Source organism: Alkalihalophilus sp. As8PL, assembly GCF_040939795.1.
GTDB classification, from domain to species: Bacteria; Bacillota; Bacilli; order Bacillales; family Bacillaceae_D; genus Alkalihalophilus; species Alkalihalophilus lindianensis.
This window is the reverse complement of sequence record NZ_CP162551.1, coordinates 1,640,718-1,663,766: the sequence shown is the minus strand read 5'-3', so window position 1 is coordinate 1,663,766 and position 23,049 is coordinate 1,640,718. Positions and strand designations below refer to the sequence as shown.

At 38.8% G+C, this 23,049-nt stretch carries 19 protein-coding genes; 14 read left to right on the top strand and 5 right to left on the bottom strand.

All coding sequences use genetic code 11. From position 1 onward, the window contains the following. The first annotated feature begins 61 nt into the window (after positions 1-61). The 3 genes from AB3N04_RS09855 (at position 62) to AB3N04_RS09845 (ending at position 3,221) form a co-directional block, all read left to right on the top strand. A complete protein-coding gene (locus tag AB3N04_RS09855) occupies positions 62-1,330 on the top strand; it encodes a GntP family permease (RefSeq protein ID WP_368506023.1) in 1,269 nt (422 codons plus the stop codon). 31 nt (positions 1,331-1,361) lie between these two features. Next, the gene (locus AB3N04_RS09850; RefSeq protein ID WP_368505854.1) at positions 1,362-2,501 is read left to right on the top strand and encodes a glycerate kinase; all 1,140 of its coding nucleotides are present in this window, start codon (positions 1,362-1,364) and stop codon (positions 2,499-2,501) included. A gap of 111 nt (positions 2,502-2,612) precedes the next feature. Next, complete coding sequence (locus tag AB3N04_RS09845; RefSeq protein WP_368505853.1) at positions 2,613-3,221, top strand: hypothetical protein; 609 nt, start codon at positions 2,613-2,615, stop codon at positions 3,219-3,221. A gap of 43 nt (positions 3,222-3,264) precedes the next feature. Here AB3N04_RS09845 and AB3N04_RS09840 read toward each other — a convergent pair whose 3' ends face one another. Both AB3N04_RS09840 and AB3N04_RS09835 read right to left on the bottom strand, forming a co-directional pair. Then, positions 3,265-3,483 (bottom strand): YdiK family protein, encoded by a 219-nt coding sequence (locus AB3N04_RS09840; RefSeq protein ID WP_047973048.1) that lies wholly within the window; start codon positions 3,481-3,483, stop codon positions 3,265-3,267. Next, complete coding sequence (locus AB3N04_RS09835; RefSeq protein ID WP_368505852.1) at positions 3,480-4,202, bottom strand: lysostaphin resistance A-like protein; 723 nt, start codon at positions 4,200-4,202, stop codon at positions 3,480-3,482. The genes AB3N04_RS09840 and AB3N04_RS09835 overlap by 4 nt, the downstream gene beginning before the upstream one ends. 291 nt (positions 4,203-4,493) lie before the next feature. Here AB3N04_RS09835 and groES point away from each other — a divergent pair, with 291 nt between their 5' ends. Together groES and groL are read left to right on the top strand one after the other, a co-directional pair. Continuing rightward, positions 4,494-4,778, top strand: a complete 285-nt coding sequence (gene groES, locus AB3N04_RS09830) for a co-chaperone GroES (RefSeq protein ID WP_317123779.1) — start codon at positions 4,494-4,496, stop codon at positions 4,776-4,778. Positions 4,779-4,828: 50 nt separating this feature from the next. Continuing rightward, a complete protein-coding gene (gene groL, locus AB3N04_RS09825) occupies positions 4,829-6,469 on the top strand; it encodes a chaperonin GroEL (protein ID WP_317123778.1) in 1,641 nt (546 codons plus the stop codon). A 131-nt stretch (positions 6,470-6,600) separates the two neighbouring features. On the opposite strand, the gene AB3N04_RS09820 is transcribed toward groL, so the two are convergent. The 3 genes from AB3N04_RS09820 to AB3N04_RS09810 all read right to left on the bottom strand — a co-directional run bounded on the left by AB3N04_RS09820 (position 6,601) and on the right by AB3N04_RS09810 (position 10,467). Next, positions 6,601-7,923, bottom strand: coding sequence for a CitMHS family transporter (locus AB3N04_RS09820; RefSeq protein ID WP_368505851.1), 1,323 nt, complete (start codon positions 7,921-7,923; stop codon positions 6,601-6,603). Between the two features lie 187 nt (positions 7,924-8,110). After that, entirely contained in the window at positions 8,111-8,809 is a 699-nt protein-coding gene (locus AB3N04_RS09815) for a response regulator (protein ID WP_368505850.1), read from the bottom strand. Between the two features lie 11 nt (positions 8,810-8,820). Continuing rightward, positions 8,821-10,467 carry an ATP-binding protein gene (locus tag AB3N04_RS09810; RefSeq protein ID WP_368505849.1) on the bottom strand — a complete coding sequence of 549 codons (1,647 nt, stop codon included), beginning with the start codon at positions 10,465-10,467 and terminating at the stop codon, positions 8,821-8,823. A 155-nt stretch (positions 10,468-10,622) separates the two neighbouring features. Between AB3N04_RS09810 and AB3N04_RS09805 the strand changes: the two genes are divergently transcribed. From AB3N04_RS09805 to essA, 9 genes are all read left to right on the top strand, one after another. Continuing rightward, positions 10,623-11,024 (top strand): hypothetical protein, encoded by a 402-nt coding sequence (locus tag AB3N04_RS09805; protein ID WP_368505848.1) that lies wholly within the window; start codon positions 10,623-10,625, stop codon positions 11,022-11,024. Between the two features lie 145 nt (positions 11,025-11,169). Beyond that, complete coding sequence (locus AB3N04_RS09800) at positions 11,170-11,349, top strand: hypothetical protein (protein WP_368505847.1); 180 nt, start codon at positions 11,170-11,172, stop codon at positions 11,347-11,349. A gap of 221 nt (positions 11,350-11,570) precedes the next feature. After that, complete coding sequence (locus AB3N04_RS09795) at positions 11,571-12,761, top strand: M14 family zinc carboxypeptidase (protein WP_368505846.1); 1,191 nt, start codon at positions 11,571-11,573, stop codon at positions 12,759-12,761. Between the two features lie 335 nt (positions 12,762-13,096). Beyond that, positions 13,097-13,390, top strand: coding sequence for a WXG100 family type VII secretion target (locus AB3N04_RS09790; RefSeq protein ID WP_317123758.1), 294 nt, complete (start codon positions 13,097-13,099; stop codon positions 13,388-13,390). A 97-nt stretch (positions 13,391-13,487) separates the two neighbouring features. Then, entirely contained in the window at positions 13,488-13,727 is a 240-nt protein-coding gene (locus AB3N04_RS09785; protein WP_047974093.1) for an EsaB/YukD family protein, read from the top strand. Between the two features lie 85 nt (positions 13,728-13,812). After that, complete coding sequence (essB, locus tag AB3N04_RS09780) at positions 13,813-15,084, top strand: type VII secretion protein EssB (protein ID WP_368505845.1); 1,272 nt, start codon at positions 13,813-13,815, stop codon at positions 15,082-15,084. A gap of 11 nt (positions 15,085-15,095) precedes the next feature. Beyond that, positions 15,096-19,541 (top strand): type VII secretion protein EssC, encoded by a 4,446-nt coding sequence (essC, locus tag AB3N04_RS09775; protein ID WP_368505844.1) that lies wholly within the window; start codon positions 15,096-15,098, stop codon positions 19,539-19,541. A gap of 18 nt (positions 19,542-19,559) precedes the next feature. After that, a complete protein-coding gene (esaA, locus tag AB3N04_RS09770) occupies positions 19,560-22,517 on the top strand; it encodes a type VII secretion protein EsaA (RefSeq protein ID WP_368505843.1) in 2,958 nt (985 codons plus the stop codon). Then, positions 22,498-22,995, top strand: a complete 498-nt coding sequence (gene essA, locus AB3N04_RS09765) for a type VII secretion protein EssA (protein ID WP_368505842.1) — start codon at positions 22,498-22,500, stop codon at positions 22,993-22,995. Before esaA ends, essA begins: the two co-directional genes overlap by 20 nt. The last annotated feature ends 54 nt before the right edge of the window (positions 22,996-23,049 follow it).

The window sequence follows — 23,049 nt, the reverse complement described above, 5'->3', positions numbered from 1 at the left end:
TGAATGATGAGTAGAAAACGCTTACAATAAAAGGGAGCAATGTTGTGAGGGGGAGAAAATGATGGATGTGCAAGTAACAGCTATTGGAGCCTTATTAGGGTTAATCATTGCAATCGTAATGATTTTACGTAAAATACCACCTGTATATGCGCTAATGACAGGTGCATTAGTAGGTGGACTTGTAGGCGGAGCATCAGTGATTGATACGGTTGACTTGATGATTGGTGGAGCAGGTGGAATTATTCCTGCAGTACTAAGGATATTGGCAGCTGGTGTGTTGGCTGGGGTTTTAATTGAATCGGGAGCAGCAGCGACCATTGCTGAGGGGATTGTCAAAAAGGTGGGACAAACTCGTGCGCTACTAGCCCTAGCTATTGCCACAATGATTTTAACAGCAGTTGGAGTTTTTGTTGATGTGGCCGTTATTACTGTAGCACCTATTGCATTAGCAATTGCGAGCCAAGCGGGCTTATCAAAAACTGCGATTTTGCTTGCGATGATTGGTGGCGGTAAAGCAGGAAATATTATGAGTCCTAATCCAAATACGATTGCTGTATCAGAAGCATTCAATGTACCACTTACATCGGTTATGGCAGCAGGGATTATTCCAGCTGCATTTGGTGTGACGGCTACTTATTTTATTGCAAAGCGTCTATCTAAAAAAGGTTCAGCCGTTCAGTTAGAAGAGGTCGAATCAAAGAATGCCGCGGGGACACCATCATTTGCGGCTGCCATTGTAGCTCCACTTGTAGCAATTGTGCTGTTAATGTTGCGACCACTATTTGATATTGTGGTCGATCCAATGATCGCTTTACCTTTAGGTGGATTGATTGGTGCACTAGTGATGGGTAAATTTAAAATGATGAATCAATACGCTATTTCTGGATTAAATAAAATGTCAGGTGTTGCGATTTTACTAATAGGAACGGGAGCAATTGCTGGTATTATCTCAAATTCAGGCTTGAGAGATGTGCTTATTAACGGTCTTGATGGTCTAGGCTTGCCAGCTTATGCTCTTGCGCCTGCTTCAGGGATATTCATGTCAGCAGCTACAGCATCAACGACAGCAGGTTCAGCTGTAGCAAGTAGCGTGTTTGGCGCAACGTTGCTTGAGTTAGGTGTTGCCGGTCTTGCCGGTGCTGCGATGGTTCATGCTGGCGCAACCGTCCTTGATCATCTTCCCCACGGTAGTTTCTTCCATGCAACAGCAGGAAGTGTAGGTATGCAAATAAATGAACGCTTAAAACTTATTCCTTATGAGTCGCTCGTGGGCTTAATTATGGCGATTGTTTCAACGTTAATCTTTGGTGTATTCCAGTGGTTCTTGTGATGAGTATACTTGTGGAAAGGAAGCGAGTTGGATGAAAAAAATAGTGATTGCACCTGATTCGTTTAAAGAAAGTTTTTCTGCTCTTGAAGCGGCTAATGCAATTGAAAAAGGCTTTAAAGGCATTTTTCCTGATGTTGAGTATATAAAAGTTCCAATGGCTGATGGAGGAGAAGGGACTGTCCAATCGTTGGTTGATGCCCTTGATGGTACAGTTAAAACGGTAAATGTAAGGGGTCCTCTCGGTGAGCAGGTAAGTGCAAGCTATGGATTATCGGGAGATCGGAAAATAGCTGTTATTGAAATGGCAGAAGCATCAGGCTTATCTCTTGTACCAACCGAACAACGAAATCCATTAATAACCACCACGTATGGTACGGGACAATTAATAGCAGATGCTTTAAATGAAGGGGTAGAGCATATCATTGTTGGCATAGGAGGAAGTGCTACAAATGATGGCGGTGCAGGGATGGCACAAGCGTTAGGAGTAAAGTTACTAGACTCAAACGGGAAAGAAATCCCGTACGGAGGGGCTGCATTAATCAACCTAGAATCGATTAACGTAGAAGACCTTCACCCTAAGTTAGCTGAAGTAACAATTGAGGTTGCTTGTGATGTTGATAACCCTCTTCTTGGAGAACAAGGCGCTTCAGCTATCTATGGTCCTCAAAAGGGAGCTACGAAAGAAATGGTGCAGCAGCTAGATAAGGCATTAGCTCATTATGCTATTGTGATTTCCGAGCAACTAAATAAAGATGTAAAAGACATTGCCGGTGCCGGAGCTGCGGGAGGACTAGGTGCAGGGTTGCTTGCCTTTTTAGACGTAAGATTAGATTCTGGAGTTACTTTAGTGCTTGAAGCCACTCATTTTACCCAAAAGGTAGTGGGAGCTGATCTTGTCATCACAGGTGAAGGAAGGCTTGATCATCAAACCATCTATGGGAAGACGCCAATTGGTGTAGCAAGGGCGGCTAAAATGGAAGGTATTTCGGTAATTGCGATTGCTGGGGGGCTTGCACCAGGTCATGAGACGATTTATGAACAGGGGATTGATGCAGCTTTTTCACTTGTTCCTGGAATCACCACATTGAATGACGCACTAGAAAATGGCTTAGAGTATTTAGAGTTAACAGCTAAAAATCTTGCTACCATGATAAAAGTAACGGCTAAATAAGAGTTAATCCTTGTACTTATCGTAATGATAGTGCAAGGATTTTTTATGATCGACAAATTTTTTACAGAATGAGAAGATAGATGGAAAGTAATTAAATGGGAGGAATAGTACGTGCGATCGTTTCGTTTAGGGTTTTCATTGATCTTTTGGGGGCTATTTATTGCTCTTTTAGACTTTGAGATTAATTCAGTATCACTCTTACCTGGATTTATAGGATTTATCTTCATTTTATTTGGCATACAAAGAGTAGTGGACGAAGATAGTAAGATAAAAAAGCTAGTTCCATGGGTGTATGTGTTAATCCCCTTAAGTGCATTGGAATGGGTTTCTTCCTTCTTTATTCGTCCTAATGAGAATATGGAGGAAACGGCTTTGCCAATAAATCCTTTACTACTTGGTTGGTTTTCATTGTTGGAAATTGCATTATTAGTGGTGACGATTTTGTTTGTTGTCAAATTAATGAATTATTACATTGATTTATTGAAGGAGCGCAAACAGTTCGAATGGCATGAGCGTTTCGTCAGTAGCAAGTTGTTCTATGTATGGACCCAGGTAGCTTTGGTCGTCCTTCTCCCTTTAGCGGCCATCCATATGGTTATGGCGGTACTGTATATTGTCGTTATCCTTTTCGTATTAATAGGAGTGGTTCGAATCTTAATGAGTGCCTACCGTATCAAGCAATTATCTGAAGTTATTTGGGAAAACTCGGATCAAAAGTAAGAAATAAAAACATGACCGTGTCTTAATTGACACGGTCATGTTCTTATTCATCTTTTTTCTTTTGTTGCTTTTGAATTTGCTTTATTACACGTCTGATCCGGAAAAAACGATAGGCGATCAAGAAGTCAAAAGCGGCAAACCCGATAATTAAATATGCCCAAAAATCCCATCCAGTTTGCTCAACTTTCAGGATCGCAATATAAACAACTAGTACTCCCAGTGTGAAGTACATTAGGGCCATCGCAGTTGGAGAAACCCTCATAATAATCCCCCGATAATCAATGATGTTTGTTGTACTTCTTCTAACCTCTCAACCCAATCTTCAAGTTGGTCAGCCAAAAGGACATTCACTACAGCTACAAAGAGGTTTAAGGCAACATGTGCCAGAATAGGGACAAGAATGCGTCCGGTTTTTACATAAAGGTATGCGAACACAAAGCCCATTGCTGTGTAGACAAGAAGGTGAGTGAAATCAAAATGAATGGCAGCAAATATGAACGAACTCACAAAACCTGCAATCCAAAAATTGAATCGTTTATAGAGTGCTCCGAAAATGATTAAACGAAACACAATTTCCTCTAATATTGGACCAATAATCGCTACAACGAATATGAAAGCAGGGAACGCTTTAGCCATTTCTACAATGGCTTCTGTGTTTTCTGATCCTGGCTCAATACCAAGCGCGTACATTTCAATTAAAGCTGCAGCGTACTGAGCAGCAAACACCATGAAAATACCAATGATCGACCACCGGACGGCTTCACCTCGCGTGGAGCGACCTCGTACTTGATGCCTATTGCGCATATCTGGGACGAGAAGGAACAGAATAATGATTAGGCCTAAAGAGAAGCTAATGATACTCCAAATTCCTGGAATGCGCTCAAACGGAACATCCATCTGCATTAACAGCAAGGTGCCAGGAATTGCAGAAAGTTGCATTAATACATATGTAATAAGGATCCACCAATAACGAATATTCAATATGCTAACTCCTTTTTAAAAATTTCTTATCTATTCAATCTATATATTTTACCATAGCTACTTTAGAAAGACAGAAGGAATGCTTAGGATGAACGCGAATACATAGTAGTGGTTTCAATTAAGTGTACTCATATCCGACTCTAAAAGTAAATCACTAAGAAAAATCAAAAAAAGTATGGTAAAGGGCTTGCAAAACGAGAGTGTAATGATTATTATAATAATTGTGTTAGCACTCAATGTGACCGAGTGCTAATAAGTCTATTACATAGGTCTTGAAGGAGGGTGTTTTCCTTGTTAAAGCCATTAGGTGATCGTATTATCATTGAGCAAATCGAATCTGAGGAAAAAACAGCGAGCGGGATTGTATTACCTGACTCTGCAAAAGAAAAGCCACAAGAAGGTAAGGTAGTTGCTGTTGGTACTGGTCGTGTGACTGACAACGGAGAGCGTATTGCACTTGAGGTTAAAGAAGGCGATTCTATCATTTTCTCTAAGTATGCTGGTACAGAAGTGAAGTACGGTGGAGTTGAATACTTGATCCTTCGTGAAAGCGATATTCTCGCAATTATTGGTTAATGAATAAATAAACTAGGGTTATATACACAATTTTCTAGGAGGTCGAAATCATGGCTAAGGATATTAAATTTAGCGAAGAAGCACGTCGCTCTATGCTACGCGGTGTAGATGCACTTGCAAACGCAGTTAAAGTAACACTTGGACCAAAAGGACGTAACGTTGTTCTTGAAAAGAAATTTGGTTCTCCTTTAATTACAAATGATGGTGTTACGATTGCAAAAGAAATTGAACTTGAAGATGCATTCGAAAATATGGGTGCTAAGCTTGTTGCTGAAGTAGCAAGCAAAACAAACGATATCGCTGGTGACGGTACAACAACGGCAACTGTACTTGCACAAGCAATGATTCGTGAAGGCTTAAAGAATGTTACATCTGGTGCAAACCCGATGGTTATCCGTAAAGGAATCGAGAAAGCAACGGCTGCTGCTGTAGCTGAGCTTAAAAGCATTGCTAAACCAATCGAAGGTAAAGAGTCTATTGCACAAGTTGCTGCAATTTCTTCTGCTGATGAAGAAGTTGGTCAAATCATTGCTGAGGCAATGGAGCGTGTTGGAAACGACGGCGTTATCACAATCGAAGAGTCAAAAGGATTCTCTACTGAGCTAGAAGTAGTTGAAGGTATGCAATTTGACCGCGGTTATGCTTCTCCTTACATGGTTACTGACTCTGATAAAATGGAAGCTGTACTTGATAATCCTTACGTGCTTATCACAGATAAGAAAATTGCTAACATTCAAGAGGTACTACCTGTTCTTGAGCAAGTTGTTCAACAAGGTAAGCCAATCTTAATCATTGCTGAAGATGTTGAAGGTGAGGCTCTTGCAACGCTTGTTGTGAATAAACTTCGTGGTACGTTCAATGCAGTAGCTGTTAAAGCTCCTGGTTTCGGTGACCGTCGTAAAGCTATGCTTGAAGATATCGCTACACTTACAGGTGGAGAAGTGATCACAGAAGATCTCGGTTTAGATCTTAAATCTGCGAACATCACTCAACTTGGTCGTGCTAGTAAGGTTGTTGTAACGAAAGAAAACACAACAATCGTAGAAGGTGCAGGCGAAGCTGATCAAATTGCAGCTCGTGTAAACCAAATCAAAGGACAATTAGAAGAAACAACTTCTGATTTCGATAAAGAAAAATTACAAGAACGTCTTGCAAAACTTGCTGGTGGCGTCGCGGTACTTAAAGTTGGTGCTGCAACTGAAACAGAGATGAAAGAGCGCAAACTTCGTATTGAAGATGCACTTAACTCAACTCGCGCAGCAGTTGAAGAAGGTATCGTAGCTGGTGGTGGTACAGCGCTTATTAATGTAATCAAAGCAGTTCAAGCTGTAGCTGCAGATGGTGACGAAGCAACGGGTGTTAACATCGTTCTACGTGCACTTGAAGAGCCAGTTCGTCAAATTGCTCACAATGCTGGACTTGAAGGTTCTGTTATCGTTGAGCGCCTTAAGTCACAAGAAGTTGGCTTCGGATTCAACGCAGCAACTGGCGAATGGGTAAACATGGTTGAAACGGGTATCGTTGACCCTACTAAAGTTACACGTTCTGCACTTCAACACGCAGCGAGTGTATCTGCAATGTTCTTAACAACGGAAGCTGTTATCGCTGATAAGCCTGAGGAAAACGAAGGCGGCGGCATGCCTGACATGGGCGGCATGGGCGGTATGGGTGGAATGGGCGGCATGATGTAATTCATGCGCTCATTAAGCCTGAAATTATGCTTCCATCTAATTAGTGTAGGTTGAGAATAACTACATTTTCACCACACTTCTAAAAGCAAAAGCTTCTCATTCATTATTGAATGGGAAGCTTTTTTGTTTACCTACACAATTCCAATCACTATAGCAATCACTAGTAACACCACGCTGAAGCCCCATATCCAGAAGAAGGAGTAGCGAATGTGTTTACCCATCTCCAGTCCAGCTAACCCAAGCGCTAACCATAGAGCAGGTGAGAACGGGCTGATAAAGGTCCCGATAATATTACCAATCACCATTGCATACGCAGCGGAGGTAGACTCAACTCCGTATGAAGTAACGATTTGTTCCACAACTGGCAAGAGAGCAAAATAATATGCATCAGTGTTCAAGATTAATTCAAACGGGGCTCCGAAAAAACCTATGATCAAGTGGAGATGAGGAATGATAAAAGCAGGTAACAAGGTAACAAGACCGGTAGCAAGAGCATCAAGCATACCAGATCCACCTAAAATACCTAGGAATGAACCAGCTGCTAAAATGATAGCAGCCATTAAGAGAGCGTTTGGAGCATGGGCTTTGATTCGCTCCATCTGATCATCTACTTTAGGATAGTTAAGTGGTAAGGCAATACTTAACGCAATCATAAAGATAAATCCTGCCGGAAGAATTCCCCAAACTAACATAGCGATCAATCCAAGTGTTAACAGGAGATTGACCCAGAGTAACTTAGGTCTTGCAAGACTGCTATCTTTCACATGAGGAACTTCTTCATCTGAGTAATCAATAGCTGCAGCAACTTCTAACTGCTGATCAGATTCAAATGTCTGTTTTTGAATACGACGCTTTTCTCTTAATCCTAAGAAGTAGGCCATACCCACCAAGAGAACGAGTGCTATGATTTGAAGCGGAATGAGAGGTCTCCATAGCTCGGTTGGATCCATTCCTAGAACAGAGCCGACACGTCCGATCGGTCCAGCCCAAGGCACCATATTCATAATACTTGCACTAGCCCCAACCAATAGGAGTAACAAGTATGGATTCATTTTCAAGCGTTTATATAATGGAAGGAGTGCGGGGATCGTAATTAAGAAAGTAGAAGCTCCAGATCCATCTAAATGAGCGATCGCTGCAATAATGACGGTTCCTACTGCCACTGCAACAATATTACCTTTAGAAATTTTGATGATTTTGTTGATAATTGGATCAAATAATCCTGCATCCTGCATAATTCCGAAATAAAGAATCGCAAAGATGAACATGATGACAATGCTCATCACTTGATTAACACCTTCGTTAAAAAATAGTCCGATATCGGCTATTGTAAAGCCAGCTAGAAGAGCCCCGATGATCGGAATGGTGATAAGACTTATAATAGGTGACATTTTCCCGCTGAGCAGGAATAGGACAATGGCTAAGATTGTAAAGAATCCAATGATACTAAGCATAATTCTCTCCCCTTATAATGTGATATAAAGAGGGGGGGGTGAAAGCGGATACATTTCCCCTTAAATAAAATACCCCTCTTTTTCTGATTTGTCTGATATTACAGAACTTTATCATGAAAAATAAGAGGGGGGAAGTTTAAGAACATTAATGCAATAATGTTCTTTTTGGGTATTTTGTTCATTTTGTTCACGGAGTAGTATAACGTCTTTCTGGTCTTCCTACATCACCATATTTCAATTCTGCTTTTGCTTGGTTAATGGAGACTAGATACTCTAAGTACCGTCTTGCGGTGGAACGGCTGGTTCCAACTGCTTCTCCTAAATCGCTGGCTGTCAGTCCTGCTTCTTTTCCCATACTGAGTACGGTTTGTACTTTTTCTAACGTCAAGCTATCAATTCCTTTTGGGAGCTTATCGTATTCCTTTGAAAAAGAAGGGTGAGAGCCTGCAACACCAGTCAATTGATCGATTTCCTCTTGAGATAATTGATCTTTTACAGCCAGTGTGGTTCGTTGCTTTTTGTATCTTTCTAACGTGCTTTTAAACCGGTTAAAATCAACAGGCTTCACGATATAGTCAAAAATACCGCCACGAAGGACTTCTTCAAATGTGGGTACTTCTTTTGCAGCTGTAGTCATAATAAGATCAACATTCGGTTGGTTTCTGCGAATACTCCAGAACAGTTCGAGCCCTTCTACATCAGGAATATAAACATCTAATAACACAAGGTCCGGCAACGGATGATTAGATAGAAGTAACTCGGTTTCAGCACCTGTTTTACATATACGAATAACTTCAAAGCCTTCCACCTTTTCAACAAAGCGTTGAGTGATTTCCGCTACACGAAAATCATCTTCAACAATTAAAACTTTATATAATTCTTTCATGGTCTGCCTCCTTAAATCTCTGAGTCTTTTGGGATTGTGATAACGAAGCAAGCACCTCCAAGGTCGCTCTCTTCTAGATAAATGTTTCCTCCTGCTTCTAGGAGCGCCTCTTTAGTAAGAGCAAGGCCAAATCCGCGATGAGCTCCTTTTTTAGTTGAGAATCCTTTAGTGAATATCTCATTTGCTAAATACGGAGGGATCCCTCTACCAGAGTCCTCAATTTCAAAAATAATATCATCACCGATATCTGTGAAAAACACATTCACCTGACGAGTGGAATGAGGATTTGTTTTAGCAGAATCTATTGCATTCTCAATAAGGTTGCCTAAAGCAGTCAGTAGTAAATCGCGTTTATGTTCTTCTAATGGATAGGTTAGCTGGCTTCCGTCTTCAATCACCATTTCAACTCTTTGTTCCATAGCTTGGTTGAGCTTACCAAGAAGGATCGCGTTGATCATTGGGTCTGGAACCTTTTCTAGTAAGAAATGAATCCAATCTTGTTGAATGTTGTTCTCCTTTTTAATGAACGATATGGCTTCCTTTTTTCTATTTAATTGTAGCAAACCTAAAATGGTAAAAAGCTTGTTCGAAAATTCATGAGTTTGTGCACGTAAGGCATCTGCATATTGCTTTGTTTTAGTTAGTTCTTTCGTAAGTTGATCAATTTCTGTTTTATTACGAAATGTTGAAACAGCCCCAATTAACTTTTTTTGATAAAAGATAGGGACACGGTTGACTAAAACTGTGATGCCTCCTATATACATCTGTTTGTCAAAATGACTTTCCCCAGTATGAAGAACTTGTGGCAGGGCGGACTGAGGTAAAACCTCTTTAATAGGTTTGCCGATGGGGCTTATTAATGCCTTATGTTGATCATAAAGTAACTTCAGGGCAGCGTGATTAGCTAGAGTGATCATTCCTTCTTGATTAACAGCAATGATCCCTTCATGTGTAGATTGTAAGATGGTTTCCTTTTGCAATAATAGGTGGGTGATTTCCTCAGGTTCTAAACCAAATAATAACTTTTTAATATAATGAGCAATGAATATAGCACCAATGATACCCAAGCTGACAATTAAGAAAAGAACGAACCAAAGTTCTCTGCTGTATGTATGGATTAAGCTTTGTACATCATTAATTAAGTATCCTACTGAAACGACACCGACAATCTCGTTTTCTGAGTACACTGGAACCTTTCCTCGAATGGAATAGCCTAAGGACCCGATTGCTTTAGAAACATAAGACTCACCATCAATTAAAGCAGGCTCATTATCCTCACCAATCATTTTTAAGCCGATTTTTTCTGAATCTGGGTGAGCGTAGCGGATTTCATCTGTATTTCCTACAACAATAAACTCTGCACCAGTAGCTTCTTGAATCGGTTTAACTAAAGGTTGAATAACAGAGGCAGGATCAGGCTCTGCAAAAGCCTCTTGTAGTTCAGGGATGTGAGAAATACTTGTCGCCACACTTAAGGCTCTTTCTCCCAATTGAGTTTCGATCGTATCAGAGAAGAAGTAATGGAGAAACACACCCATTGTAATGAACATAAGCGAAATAAGTGTACCAATTAAAAGAATCATTTTTAGTTTCAGCTTAATTTTAACATTCGGTTTAAGAAGGAACTTTTCATAAGCATTATGTTGAAATAGATTCAATAGAAGCTCCCCTTTTTATTAGTTCTATCTAGATTCCCTTTTATTATCATCTCAAATGAAAGAAGTATCAAGGTTGTAAGATTGTGGTTGTATCTATTGTCTAGGTTTCAGACTTAATAAGAGAGGGGATTAGTCATACAAAGGAGATGACGAAGATGAGATATGAAGAATTTAAATTAGCACTTATCAATTCGAGACCTGGTGATTGGTTGTATGATCACGACACGAGTGTGTATGTATTAAAGGATAATATATCAATTACAATTGATTCAGATATTACGGTTCCAAGCGAAGGCTTTAGTGAGGATTGGATTTCGGTTTATGAAGATGATATTGCTTATGAAAAGTTCTTTAATCTTCGCTATAACGGAGTTCCGATTGAGCGTTTCCATACCGTTGCAGTAGATGGGTTTCGCGTGTTTATTCCCTATCCAGATAAAGAACGAATGACGATTACTGAAGAGCAATATCGAATTGCCGATATTGTTAATCTAGTCTATAACGGTCCAGAACTACTTGATTATTTCGGTCGAGGAGACCTTTCAGTTGTTATTTAAAGCATCCTAAAGGGGGTGCTTTTTTAATGTTCTTATAAATTTAAAAACTCCTTAACTAGCTTAATAGATTTTTTTACATTCTTCTACAATGTGGAAGATTAAAGACTTTTCCGATTGGGAATAGATATAATAGGAGGGATTAAGTATGAAAAATTATACTGTTACATTTTATTTCACTGGAGGAGAAAGTGTTGTCTTTGAACTAGAAAGTGGTTATGAATTAAACCAACAAATTGAAAAGATTCAGTCTGCTAAGTGGTTTGATCATAAAAACGAATATGTGAACATGGATAAGGTTCTCCGTTTTGAAATTATTGAGGGCTAGTCTACATAAGAGTGATATAAAAAAGCATTAGGTGTTTTATCCTAATGTTTTTTTTTTGAATAAAGAACATGCTACTAAAGTGTTTGGTGGTTTTTGTCGAAGTAAATCCTTTTATAGGTCATTATTACGCTTCTCTAAATATTAGTCAATCTAAGAAGGTTTAGCTAATTATTTAGAGAATTTCGTAAAGGCATTATAAAGACTAGGGAGGAATTATGTAGATGAAAAAACTAGTAATGACTTTAGGTACAGGTTTCTTAGCAGCAAGTTTACTCATGTCACCGGCACAAGCTGCACAAAACAATACCGGACCGGCGGTACCAAACCAACAGAATTTATCTATCTCTGGTTTCATGACATATGAGCAAATGACAAAACGCTTAGATCAGATAGTTTCTAATAGTCAGGGGCGTGTGGAAGTTGAAGCTGTAGGTTACTCGAACCAAGGACGGGAAATTTACAAAGCAACAGTTGGTACAGGTGATCGCGTTATTTTAATTGAGAGTGAAATTCATGGAAATGAAAAAACAGGAACTGAGGCACTGCTAAATATTTTACAGTTTTTAGGTTCAAGTAATTCTCCGAAAGCTAAACAAATTCGTGAGGAAGTGACAATCGTAGCCTTACCTAAGGTGAATCCAGATTCGGCAGAATTAGATCGACGAGCAAATGATATGACTTGGAGTGAAGTAGTAGAAGCATTCCCGCAGCTTAGTGAGGCTTCTGCTCCTGCTTGGAATTACTATACACGCACGCTTCAAGGGACAAATTATGCTGAACGTCCAGGGTTTGATGTAAATAGAGACTTTAACCCTGACCTAGAATATACTCCTAAACCAGAAGATTTTCCAGGGGAGTCGGCTTCACCTGGTTGGTTTATTACACCTGAAGCACAAACCATCCGAGATGTTTATCTAGATTTGCAAAACCAATTTGGAAAGGTTGACGTTTTTGTCGACTTACACCACCAAGGTCCATTTATGACAGTTGAGGGCACCGATGATGATGTGACTATGTCTATTTCGGGTCAGTTTGTTCCAGATCCTAATACGGCTGCTGGAGAAAAATATAATAAGTATGCTGAGAATTATGATTACGATTTCTCACGACAACTAAATGTTGCAGTGTATGATGCATTGCAAATCGGCAACTCACCATTTAAAAATATTTCACTCTACCAACAAGGACTAGATCTACCGGGTACGGCATTAGGATCGTTTGCTTTGAATGGAAGCGGAACAGTTCTTTTTGAAGTTCGAGGCCAAACTCAAAGTTTCGGGCAGAAAATGAGAGGACAGTTAGTGAAGGCAGTAGAGGACGGCCTTTACGGAATAATTGAAGGGGTGGCAGATGAATCAGTTTATGAAATTGATCCTGAAAAGTATGAGGATATTCCATTAACAATTCGTTAATTAAGTGAACATACAAGGAACCTACTGGGACCTTGTATGTTTTTTTGAGCGGAAAAACATTAAACAATATTTGGTTTATATGCATAATTTTTTATTTTTATGGGTATCTAGAAGTTAGTATACTAATAACCATTCTAATTAAATGAGTAATTAGTCACTATTTGTCTTATTTTGCTAGTTATATTCTCCTTATAATTATAAAGGAGTGATAAAATATATAAGTGGATTTATAGGTAATTTCTATTAATTTCAACTAAAAGGTGGAGATGCGTTGACTGTAAAAAAATAGTTGGTAAGCTAGAAGAGACAATATTAAATTTAAAGGGGTTGTTGAAATGTCAGATGTAATTCGATTAACACCAGCCGAACTGCGCGATGTAGCTAGACAGTACGATGCAGAGAGTGGTAATATTTACGATTTACTTACTCGTCTTGATGGTATGAGTAGTCATCTTCAAGATGTATGGGAAGGTGCATCTAGCCAAGCATTTGCACAACAATATCAAGAATTACGCCCATCTTTTGATAGAATGGCAGCTCTATTAAATGAAGTATCTATGCAACTTGCTAATTCAGCTCAAACTCTAGAAGATACTGACCGCCAGATTGCTAGTCAAATTCGTGGTTAAATACTTACTAAATTAGCACAATGAAATGATTTTTGGAAAAGAGCGCTGACAATTTTACTTGTTTATGCGCTTTTTTTCCTGTTTAGAGGTGGTACTTATTTATATACAGGTAACTATAGACTTAAGACATTATACAGGGGAAAGCTTTGATTTGAGATTATCGGACTACTACTCTGTGAAAAAGGTCATTGATATCGTATGGCAAATAGAAAAAATAAAAGAACAACCTCGTGAAGGGAATTGGGTCAGAATTGAAAACAAAGGGACAGTATTACCTGGCTATGCTTCACTTCATACAAATGGTGTAACGAACGGGGATAAAATTGTCATTATTTAAATACATCTAGATTTGTAGATGACTTTTTAACTTTTGCAATAGTTGTACTAATGAACCTATCTGTAATTTATAAAGGAGTACCTATATGGAAGAGAAACGACTATCGTACTTAGAAAAACAAATAGAAGCTACTGTAACGAAAGAAAAAGGTCAACATGTTTTTCTTTTTCAAAAAGCAAAGATCAAGTTGAAAAATCATTTAGAGATCGGAATGATTGCTCAATTAAATGACCCAATTGAAAGAGTCATAGAAGAAACAGAAGATGAACTGAAAATCGTTATGAAAAGGCCTAAGTCTATATTGAATTTTACTATGTTAAATAGAAAACCGACTTACGGCAAATGGTTATTTGCCCATAAACTTATTAAAGCTGTAGAGTCACATTCTTATCTACGGCTGAAATTAATCGTGTGTCCAGATAATATTGTGTTTGATCGTAGTTTCAACCCCGTGTTTTTACATTATGGAGTAAAAGAGAGTTTACCACCGTATAGCTCTGATGCTGACAACCTATTGCTAGAGGTTAAAGCGACGTTGAGTGAGCTAATTGATAACTCTCATTCATTTCATGAATACTATCACTTTCATACTACTTTATCGTTAAGTCCGCTTGTCCAAGAAATTTACACGTTGAAAAGCCTAACAGAGTTAGCTGACTTTATCGAAGGTACAATTGAAGAAATTGAAAAGCGAGAGAAAGCTCTTGTGCATCTTCCAAAGAAGAAGTGGCTTACTCAAAAATATAGCTTGATTACCGTTGCTGCTCTATTAATCCCTTTAATCGCTTATAGCATTTATTCATTCTTTTTTGTGCAGCCAAAACAAGAAGCATTTATTCAAAGTAGTGAGGCATTTTTAACAACTAATTATAGTGAAGTAATTAATCAATTAAATTATTACAGCCCTGAGAGTATGCCTCATGTCACGAAATATCAACTAGCCACTTCCTATGTTGAGTACGAGTCGCTAACAGAGGATCAACGTAATACCATTCAAAACACGCTAACTTTGCAATCAGATGAACGTTATTTTAATTATTGGATTCATATTGGTAGAGGAGAAAATGAGGAAGCTGTTGATTTGGCTAGGTCATTAGAAGATCGTGACTTGGTAATGTTGGGTTTGCTGAAATATAGAGAGGATATCAAAGCTGATGACCGACTTTCAGGTCAGGAGAAAGAAGAAGAGTTACAAGTTATCCAAAATGAAATAGATGAATACTTGAGGGAACGTGAAGAGCTAGAGGCACAAGAACAAGAAGAAACTGAGGTGGAACCGGAGGACCAAGAAGTAACAGAGTCTTCTAGTGAGCCTGAAGTCGATGAAGAAACCGATGAGGATGATTCCGAATCGTAAGGGTGGGGAAAATGGAACAGTTATTTGTTTTTTATAAAAGTACATATCAACTTTACCCTTTCCTACATGATCATAAAAAGGTCACGATAGGAGGAGGGGAGGAGCATACACTCACGGTTTACACCTTTCCTTTTGAAAGGGGTGCAATCTCAATTGAGAAAGTAGAAGAGAGATATGAAGTCTATCAAGGAGAGAAACGACTTGGTGAACTATCATCAAGTCAATCTGTTACTGTATCTGAACAGGGAGAGAGCTTAACTCTCGTAATAAAAAGTGATACGGAAGCAGCGGCCACATACTATGTTGGGTACCATGATGAGATTACAATTGGGCACCAAAAAGAGGCTATGATCTTTCTAGAAACTAATAACGAAGAAACTGATATGCCCTTTATACTAGATCGCTTTAATGGTCAGTGGTGCCTATCAACTATGCAAAATCAAATGATTTATGTGAATGGTCAACAAGTAAAAGGAAAAAAAGAAATTGTTAATGGCGATGTCATTTTTTATTCATATTTATCTATGACATTTATTGAAGAGGATCTTTTGCATATAAAAAGCCTTGAAACATTTAAGACTTCTCTTACAAGAGCAATCCCACCAACCTCAGAGATGAAAAAGAAATACCCCAATTATCGTCGTACACCACGGATGATCTATGATCTCCCTGAAGAAAAAGTGACATTTTCCTTTCCATCTCAAGAAGGAGACGACAACCAAAGAGCCCTTTGGCTATTGATTCTGCCTCCATTGATGATGCTTATTGTTATGGGAATGGTTGCACTATTAATTCCAAGAGGTGTATTCATTATCATCTCTATTGTCATGTTTACAACAACGATCTTTACATCAACTATTCAATATTTCCGAGAGAAGAAAAAAAGGAAAATCAAGCAAGAAACACGCTTGCGCGTCTACACCCGTTACCTCGAACAAAAAAGAGAAGAGTTACAACAGTTAAATGATCATCAAAAGAAAGTGTTGTATTATCACTTTCCCTCTTTTGAAAAAATTAAATCTCAAGTGAGTAATATTAGTGATCGAATTTTTGAGCGTACTCTTGATAGTGAAGATTTCCTTCACTTCAGGGTAGGGAGAGCAACCGTCCCTGCAAGCTATGAAGTTGCTGTAGGGAACTTAGATTTTGCCAACCGTGAAATAGACGATTTGGTAGAGAAATCTCAAGAAATGATAGAAGTGTATAACAAAGTAGAAAACGTCCCACTCACGATTGATGTCTCAAATGGAGCGATTGGACTAATTGGTAAACAATCAGTCGTACAAAGGGAGATTCAACAAATTGTTGGTCAGCTAGCTTTCTTCCATAGCTATCATGATGTCCGATTTGTTGCCATTTTTGATGAAGAACAGTATCCAGAATGGGAATGGATGAAATGGCTCCCTCATTTTCAATTGCCACACTCATTTGCAAGAGGTTTAGTCTATAACGAGAGAACAAGGGATCAGCTTTTATCATCGATTTACGAAATGCTGAGAGAAAGAGACATGGATGAGGAGAAAGATAAGAAGCAATTTTACCCTCATTTCGTTTTTATTGTCACAAACCGCTCATTGATATCAGAGCATTTAATCATGGAGTACCTTGAAGGTGAGGACAAAGGGATAGGGATGTCCACGATCTTTGCAACGGAGACGAAAGAAAATCTCTCTGAAAAAATTCATACATTAGTTAGCTACATTAACAACCAACAAGGTGAGATTCTCATTCAAGACAAAAAAGCATCACATACAAATTTCGCCTTAGATCAATACCTACAGCAAGGAAATGAAACCTATGCCAGAACACTACGTTCCCTCAATCACCTAAAAGGAATGAATAATTCAATCCCTGAGATGGTCTCATTTTTAGATCTATTTAATGCACGTGATGTAATGGAATTAGAAATTGAAAACAAATGGCTAACAAATCAATCTTCTAAATCGTTAGCTGTGCCGATAGGGTTAAAAGGGAAAAAGGATCTTGCCCTCCTGAATTTACATGAGAAAGCACACGGTCCCCATGGATTATTAGCTGGTACGACTGGATCAGGTAAAAGTGAATTGCTTCAAACATATATTTTGAGTTTGGCTGTGCACTATCATCCTCATGAAGTAGCCTTCCTATTGATTGATTATAAAGGTGGAGGGATGGCTCAACCATTTAAGCAAATTCCTCATCTATTAGGAACGATTACAAACATAAATGAAAGTCAGAATTTCAGTACAAGAGCTCTTGCCTCAATCAATAGCGAAATGAAGAGACGTCAACGCTTGTTTGATCAATATGAAGTCAATCATATTAATGATTACACAGATCTATATAAAGAAGGTGTGGCAACAGAGCCCCTGCCGCATTTGTTTTTGATTTCAGATGAATTTGCGGAGTTGAAAAATGAAGAGCCTGAATTTATTCGTGAACTAGTAAGTGCTGCTCGAATCGGTCGAAGTTTAGGAGTCCACTTAATACTAGCTACTCAAAAGCCTGGTGGAGTGATTGATAATCAAATTTGGAGTAATGCCAGATTTAAGATTGCTCTTAAAGTACAGGATGCAACAGATAGTAAGGAAGTGTTGAAGAACTCAGACGCAGCAAACCTTACGATTACAGGGAGAGGTTACCTTCAAGTCGGTAATAACGAGGTATATGAGCTGTTTCAATCCGCATGGAGTGGAGCGCCTTATATGGAAGAATCAGTAGGTACTGAAGAGGAGATTTCTCTTGTGACCGACTTAGGTCTGGTTCAGCTATCGAATGTTAGTGCGAAGGTAAGACGTGAACAACAAAAGAAGCAAACGGAAATCGAAGCGATTGTAGCAGAAATTGCGAGCACTCAAGAAAAAATGCAAATTAACAAGCTCCAAAGTCCTTGGTTGCCGCCACTTCAATCACGCCTCCCTCGTGTGGAAGTGAGTAAAAAAGTAGAAGGTGAATTTCTTATTGGGTTAAAAGATGAACCAGAAAAGCAAAGCCAGACACCTTATCGTTATAAATGGCTAGAGGATGGTAACATTGGGATATTTGGTTCGTCAGGGTATGGTAAATCAACTACTATCCTTTCTTATTTACTAGAATTCGCGAGGGCATCTAGTCCAGAACGATTGCATTACTATGTATTTGATTTTGGGAATAGCTCGCTCTTGCCATTAAGGCAACTTCCACATACTGCAGATTACTTTAGGTTCGATGATCAACGCAAAATAGAGAAATTTATCGCATTTATTAAGAAAGAAATAGAGCATAGAAAGCAATTATTTCTTGATCATGAGGTAAGTAATATTACGCACTATAATCACTTGGCTGAAGAAAAGTTACCAACGATCGTGTTGACTATTGATAATTTTGACCTTGTAAAAGAGGAGCTTCCTGATATTGAAACTCAATTTATCCAGTTTGCACGTGATGGTCAATCACTTGGAATTATGGTCATACTTACGGCGACAAGAATAAATGTAGTCAGACAACCTCTTATGAATTCACTAAAAACGAAAATTGTTCACTATTTAATGGATAGTAATGAGAAATTTTCGATCATTGGTCGAACACCATATGAGGTCGAATCCATTCCTGGTCGTGCCTTAATCATAAAAGACCAAGTTTCTCTTGCTCAAATCTATTTGCCTGCATCAGGGGAAGATGACTTTGAGGTACTTGCTGAAATGAAGTCTGATATTGAACAGTTAAAGGAATTATACAAAGAATGCCGTCTTCCTGAGAAGATTCCAATGCTTCCAACAAAACTTGATTACAACACATTCGTTAAGTCATATGTAAAGAATATGAAGCAAGGTCAATTACCTATTGGGCTAGATGAAGAAACGGTAACCCCATTATCTGTTGATGTAATGAGTAATCAACATTGCCTAGTAGTAGGTCAAAGTAAGAAAGGTAAAACAAATGTTGTGAGAGCGGTGCTTGAAGGAATCTTTAGACAGGAACATTCGAGTATTGGGGTATTTGATGGGGTGGACCGTGGCTTAGCCTCATATGCTACACGTAAGTCAGTCGACTACATTGAAACGAAAGAACAAATTAATGAATGGATTAACCAGGTGGAAGAAGAACTACGAAGCCGGGAAAAAGACTATCTAGATGCAATAGGTCAAAAAGCAACTGGGCTTTCTTTTGCACCTGTTTACCTAATTGTAGATAGTATCTCTCGACTACAACAAACGATAGATGCACCAATCCAAACAAAGTTATCAACCTTAATGAAACAATATACCCACCTCGGGTTTGCGGTAATAGTGGCTGGTAATACAAATGATTTCACAAAAGGATTTGACCCACTTACGAATGAATTAAAGCAAATAAGACAAGCAATTTTGTTAGCTAAGAAGTCAGATCAAAGTTTAATTACTCTACCATTTACGCGAAATGAGCCAGAGGTTCAACCGGGCTTTGGTTATATCATTACAGACGGGGTCGCAACTAGATTGCAGATTCCTAAATGCTGATGGGGGAAAGAAGGGCAAATGATGTTCGAAAAAAAGAATTTAATTAAATTAATTGCGATGGTTGTCCTCATCCTTGTCTTGCCAAGTTTGTTCTTTGCTTATATTGGGCAAGACCCGACGAAGCAAACAGAACGATCGACAGGTGAGATCGCCATTGTTAATGAAGATTTAGGAGCTGAATTTCAAGGGGAACAAATGTATTTTGGTCAGGCTGTCATCTCATCGCTTGGTGAGAATTCGGAATATAGTTATGTAGTGGTTGGCCGAAATGCAGCCGAGTCAGGACTAGAGCGCAATCAGTACGATGGGATTCTTTATCTATCCTCTGATTTCTCTAGAAATGTTCTAACATTTAAAGAGGATGAACCGCAAAGAGCTGCATTAAGTTATCAAATACAACCCAATTTAGATGCACGTAATATTGAGAGAGTCCAACGTTCGTTGCAAAATGCAAGAAACCGAATAAATCGCCAAGTTACGAGTATTTATTGGGATGTTGTCGCTCAAGAAGTCGATGATATTCGTCAGAAATTCGATACGATTGTAGAGCGAGAGATCGCTTTCCAAGAAGCGATGTATTCCTTTTACGCACCAAGCTCACAAACGATTGCTGAAGAAGTAGAGCAACAGAAGGAATTGTTAGAACAACTTCTAGCTTCTTCTTCTGATGCAGAAGCTACTTCTGAAGAGACCATTGCAGGTATTGAAACCTCTGAACAACAACTAACCTCTTTTTTAGATAATGTTCAGTCATACAGAGAATATCAAGAACAGCAAAAGGAATTACTTTTGACCACCAGTCTTGAGAATCAGCAGTTACTTGAACAAGGTCTAACAACCTATGAATCTACGATGTCTGGAGGATTCGATACAATCGTAAGAATACGAGAAACTCCAAGACCAACATTCATGAATGATGGAACGAATTTCTCTAACAGTCTGTCGGTTGTTGAAGGTTCAATCAATACGAATCGTTCACTCCTGACTAATTTAAGAGGATCTGCCGGGCAAGAAACTGTTGATGGTTTAGCTAGTCAAATCCAATCTACTCAACGAGACATGTTGAGTGAATTTCGAAATGTACGTGCGAGTCAGTCTTTTAATCAGCTAGAAGCCTCTATGCTTCCTATCCGTAATGAATTAACGAATCAAGTACCCGAGGAAGAAGGGGAAGATGAGGATTATTCGCCACCTGAAGTTGAGGTAGAGCTGCCAACAGGAGAGCTTGTAACAGCTGAAGCTCTAAATGAGTTAAAGGCCCAACTTGCTCAACTGAAGGTCATTATCGAAACGGTGCCACGTGAAGAAAACGTAGTAGCACAACAAGTAGAAGATGAGGGGGGACATACAGAAGAATTAGGAGAGACTGAGGAAACAGAAGAAACGGAAGAAGAATCAGGGTCAGAAGGTAATGGAAATTCAAGAATAGAGGAGTTAAGAGCAGCAGCAAATGCTCTTGAAGAAGAAGTTGAGAGAGTAGAGGCTTTGTTAAATGAGCAGGCTTCTATCCAAGAAGACTGGGAGAGAGTTATTCAAGTACTAATAGAAGAGCTTGAAAACAATCCAGGAACAGCACCGCCAACTGGAACACCAGTAGATGAGGTGGTAAGAGAAAAAATCAGGGAAACGGAGAGACAAATTTTAGCTGCGGATTATTTAACAAGTAATCGTAAACAAAGGCTTGCTCCATATTTTGAATCAACGATCCGCAGTAGCGATCTTGAAAAGTTACTTACGTATTATTCGTATCTTTCTGCTTATCATGAACGGGCGAATCAGTCCTCTCAACTTGAAGAGGAGGTAATCTTAGATATCTTACAAAATCATGAGAATAGAACGGCTGTTGAAGAAACTTTTGAAGAAATAGAAGGAGGATTTAGTGATCTCCAATTAGGTTTAGACCAATCGAGAGAGGACTTGGATCTTCTTGAAAGAGATTTTGAAAGTTTCATTGAAAGTGTGTATACATTCATTGATGAATACAATGAAACGGTTCAACAAGAGCAAGATCTCATTGCAGCAGAACTACAGGAAATAGAAGGAAATGCTGCTCAAATAACAACTGCATTAAGAGAAGGAACAACTACACCAGAAGTAGAGACGCCACCAATTGATGGGTTGGATGGTGAGATCGTTATTTCTTCTCAACAAGATGCGATAACGAACATTCAGCAGGTATCGAACTTAGTAAGCTCACTTTCTGACCGATCTGGTTATGTCAATGAATACACAGATGAGCTGTATGAAAAGGTCGGGTCGGTGCAAAGCCGGGCTAATGAGTTAAATAATAATTGGGCAACCAATGTTGAAGCGACTCAACTTGTTCAAGATGATATCTACAGTATTTTACGAAATGCAGTGGTGGATGGCCAACCGAACCCTTATGTATACGATTATTTATCTAACCCGGTTCAGATCAGTGGTGAAGCTCCTGAAGAGAGAGTCAATCATACACCTCCAGTCGTAATGTTAATCATTATATTAATCTCTGCATTAGTGATTGGGATTTTTGTTTATTACTTCTCTTATGTCCCGACCATGTTAAATATTACAATGTTTGCCTTATTGAATTTAGCTGTTGGGTTAATTATTAGTATTTATGGGTTAAATATTTATCCAATGAATGATATGCAATCATTCCAGTGGACAGTTGTGACGATTCTATTCTTAATCGCAGCATCTGGACTTGTTCATTTAGGGTTAACCTTTGGTCTTATAACAGGAGGGTTAGTTATTGTTGGGCTGATGTTATACTTTGTTACCCCGCTACTTGATCTAGTTATGCCAAACTTTAGCATGAATCACCCGATTTCTCAGGTGTATATGTCGATTCAGTTTGGAAATCAATCGTTGTTTATCCCAGCGGTATTAATAACATCTATTTTAAGCCTAATTGTAGTGGCTCTTCCTTACTTAATTAAAATGCGTCGTTCTAAAAAAGAAGAGGTCGATCTAGATGAGAGTTATGAAGGTTAATAGCAAGATCACTCTAACCCTTTTATTCTGTTTTATGGCTATGCTTCTTCCGTCAATCATCTTGGCGGAAGAAGCAAAGATAGCAGAACCACAGCAATACCAAGAAAGAAATATCAAGGTAGATCTTAATTATTACAGAGAAGACGAGCAAAAAAGACGTCAAGCAATTCCTGAGGAACAACGAGTGTTGACATTTAATCAAAGAGAACTAAGTTACTTCACTGATGTTTACGACCAACTCTTTTTACAATCAAATCTAGATACCAATACCATTGCAACGAAGGCAGAACAGCTACAATTGTTTAGTGGAGGAGAAGATTCAATTCCGGTTAATAGGAGCGCACAAGTAGAATCAACTACTAGTTTCATACAAGTGAGTACACTCCTAATAATTAGCGTTATATTGATCATTGCCATTCTTATGATTGTGGTCATTCCTAAAGTAATAAGAAAGCCGACTAAATACGATCAATTATAAAAAGATAATGAAGTTATACACTTATCCTGAATGAAAAGAAGGGTGTGAAGGGTT

What these genes read in the sequence shown, in the direction of transcription:
- essA (WP_368505842.1), top strand. Translation starts at nt 22,498, where the DNA reads ATGAGAGTTATGAAGGTTAATAGCAAGATCACTCTAACCCTTTTATTC.
- AB3N04_RS09850 (WP_368505854.1), top strand. Translation starts at nt 1,362, where the DNA reads ATGAAAAAAATAGTGATTGCACCTGATTCGTTTAAAGAAAGTTTTTCT.
- AB3N04_RS09790 (WP_317123758.1), top strand. Translation starts at nt 13,097, where the DNA reads ATGTCAGATGTAATTCGATTAACACCAGCCGAACTGCGCGATGTAGCT.
- AB3N04_RS09795 (WP_368505846.1), top strand. Translation starts at nt 11,571, where the DNA reads ATGAAAAAACTAGTAATGACTTTAGGTACAGGTTTCTTAGCAGCAAGT.
- AB3N04_RS09820 (WP_368505851.1), bottom strand. Translation starts at nt 7,923, where the DNA reads ATGCTTAGTATCATTGGATTCTTTACAATCTTAGCCATTGTCCTATTC.
- groL (WP_317123778.1), top strand. Translation starts at nt 4,829, where the DNA reads ATGGCTAAGGATATTAAATTTAGCGAAGAAGCACGTCGCTCTATGCTA.
- esaA (WP_368505843.1), top strand. Translation starts at nt 19,560, where the DNA reads ATGATGTTCGAAAAAAAGAATTTAATTAAATTAATTGCGATGGTTGTC.
- AB3N04_RS09840 (WP_047973048.1), bottom strand. Translation starts at nt 3,483, where the DNA reads ATGAGGGTTTCTCCAACTGCGATGGCCCTAATGTACTTCACACTGGGA.
- essC (WP_368505844.1), top strand. Translation starts at nt 15,096, where the DNA reads ATGGAACAGTTATTTGTTTTTTATAAAAGTACATATCAACTTTACCCT.
- AB3N04_RS09815 (WP_368505850.1), bottom strand. Translation starts at nt 8,809, where the DNA reads ATGAAAGAATTATATAAAGTTTTAATTGTTGAAGATGATTTTCGTGTA.
- AB3N04_RS09800 (WP_368505847.1), top strand. Translation starts at nt 11,170, where the DNA reads ATGAAAAATTATACTGTTACATTTTATTTCACTGGAGGAGAAAGTGTT.
- essB (WP_368505845.1), top strand. Translation starts at nt 13,813, where the DNA reads ATGGAAGAGAAACGACTATCGTACTTAGAAAAACAAATAGAAGCTACT.
- AB3N04_RS09805 (WP_368505848.1), top strand. Translation starts at nt 10,623, where the DNA reads ATGAGATATGAAGAATTTAAATTAGCACTTATCAATTCGAGACCTGGT.
- AB3N04_RS09855 (WP_368506023.1), top strand. Translation starts at nt 62, where the DNA reads ATGGATGTGCAAGTAACAGCTATTGGAGCCTTATTAGGGTTAATCATT.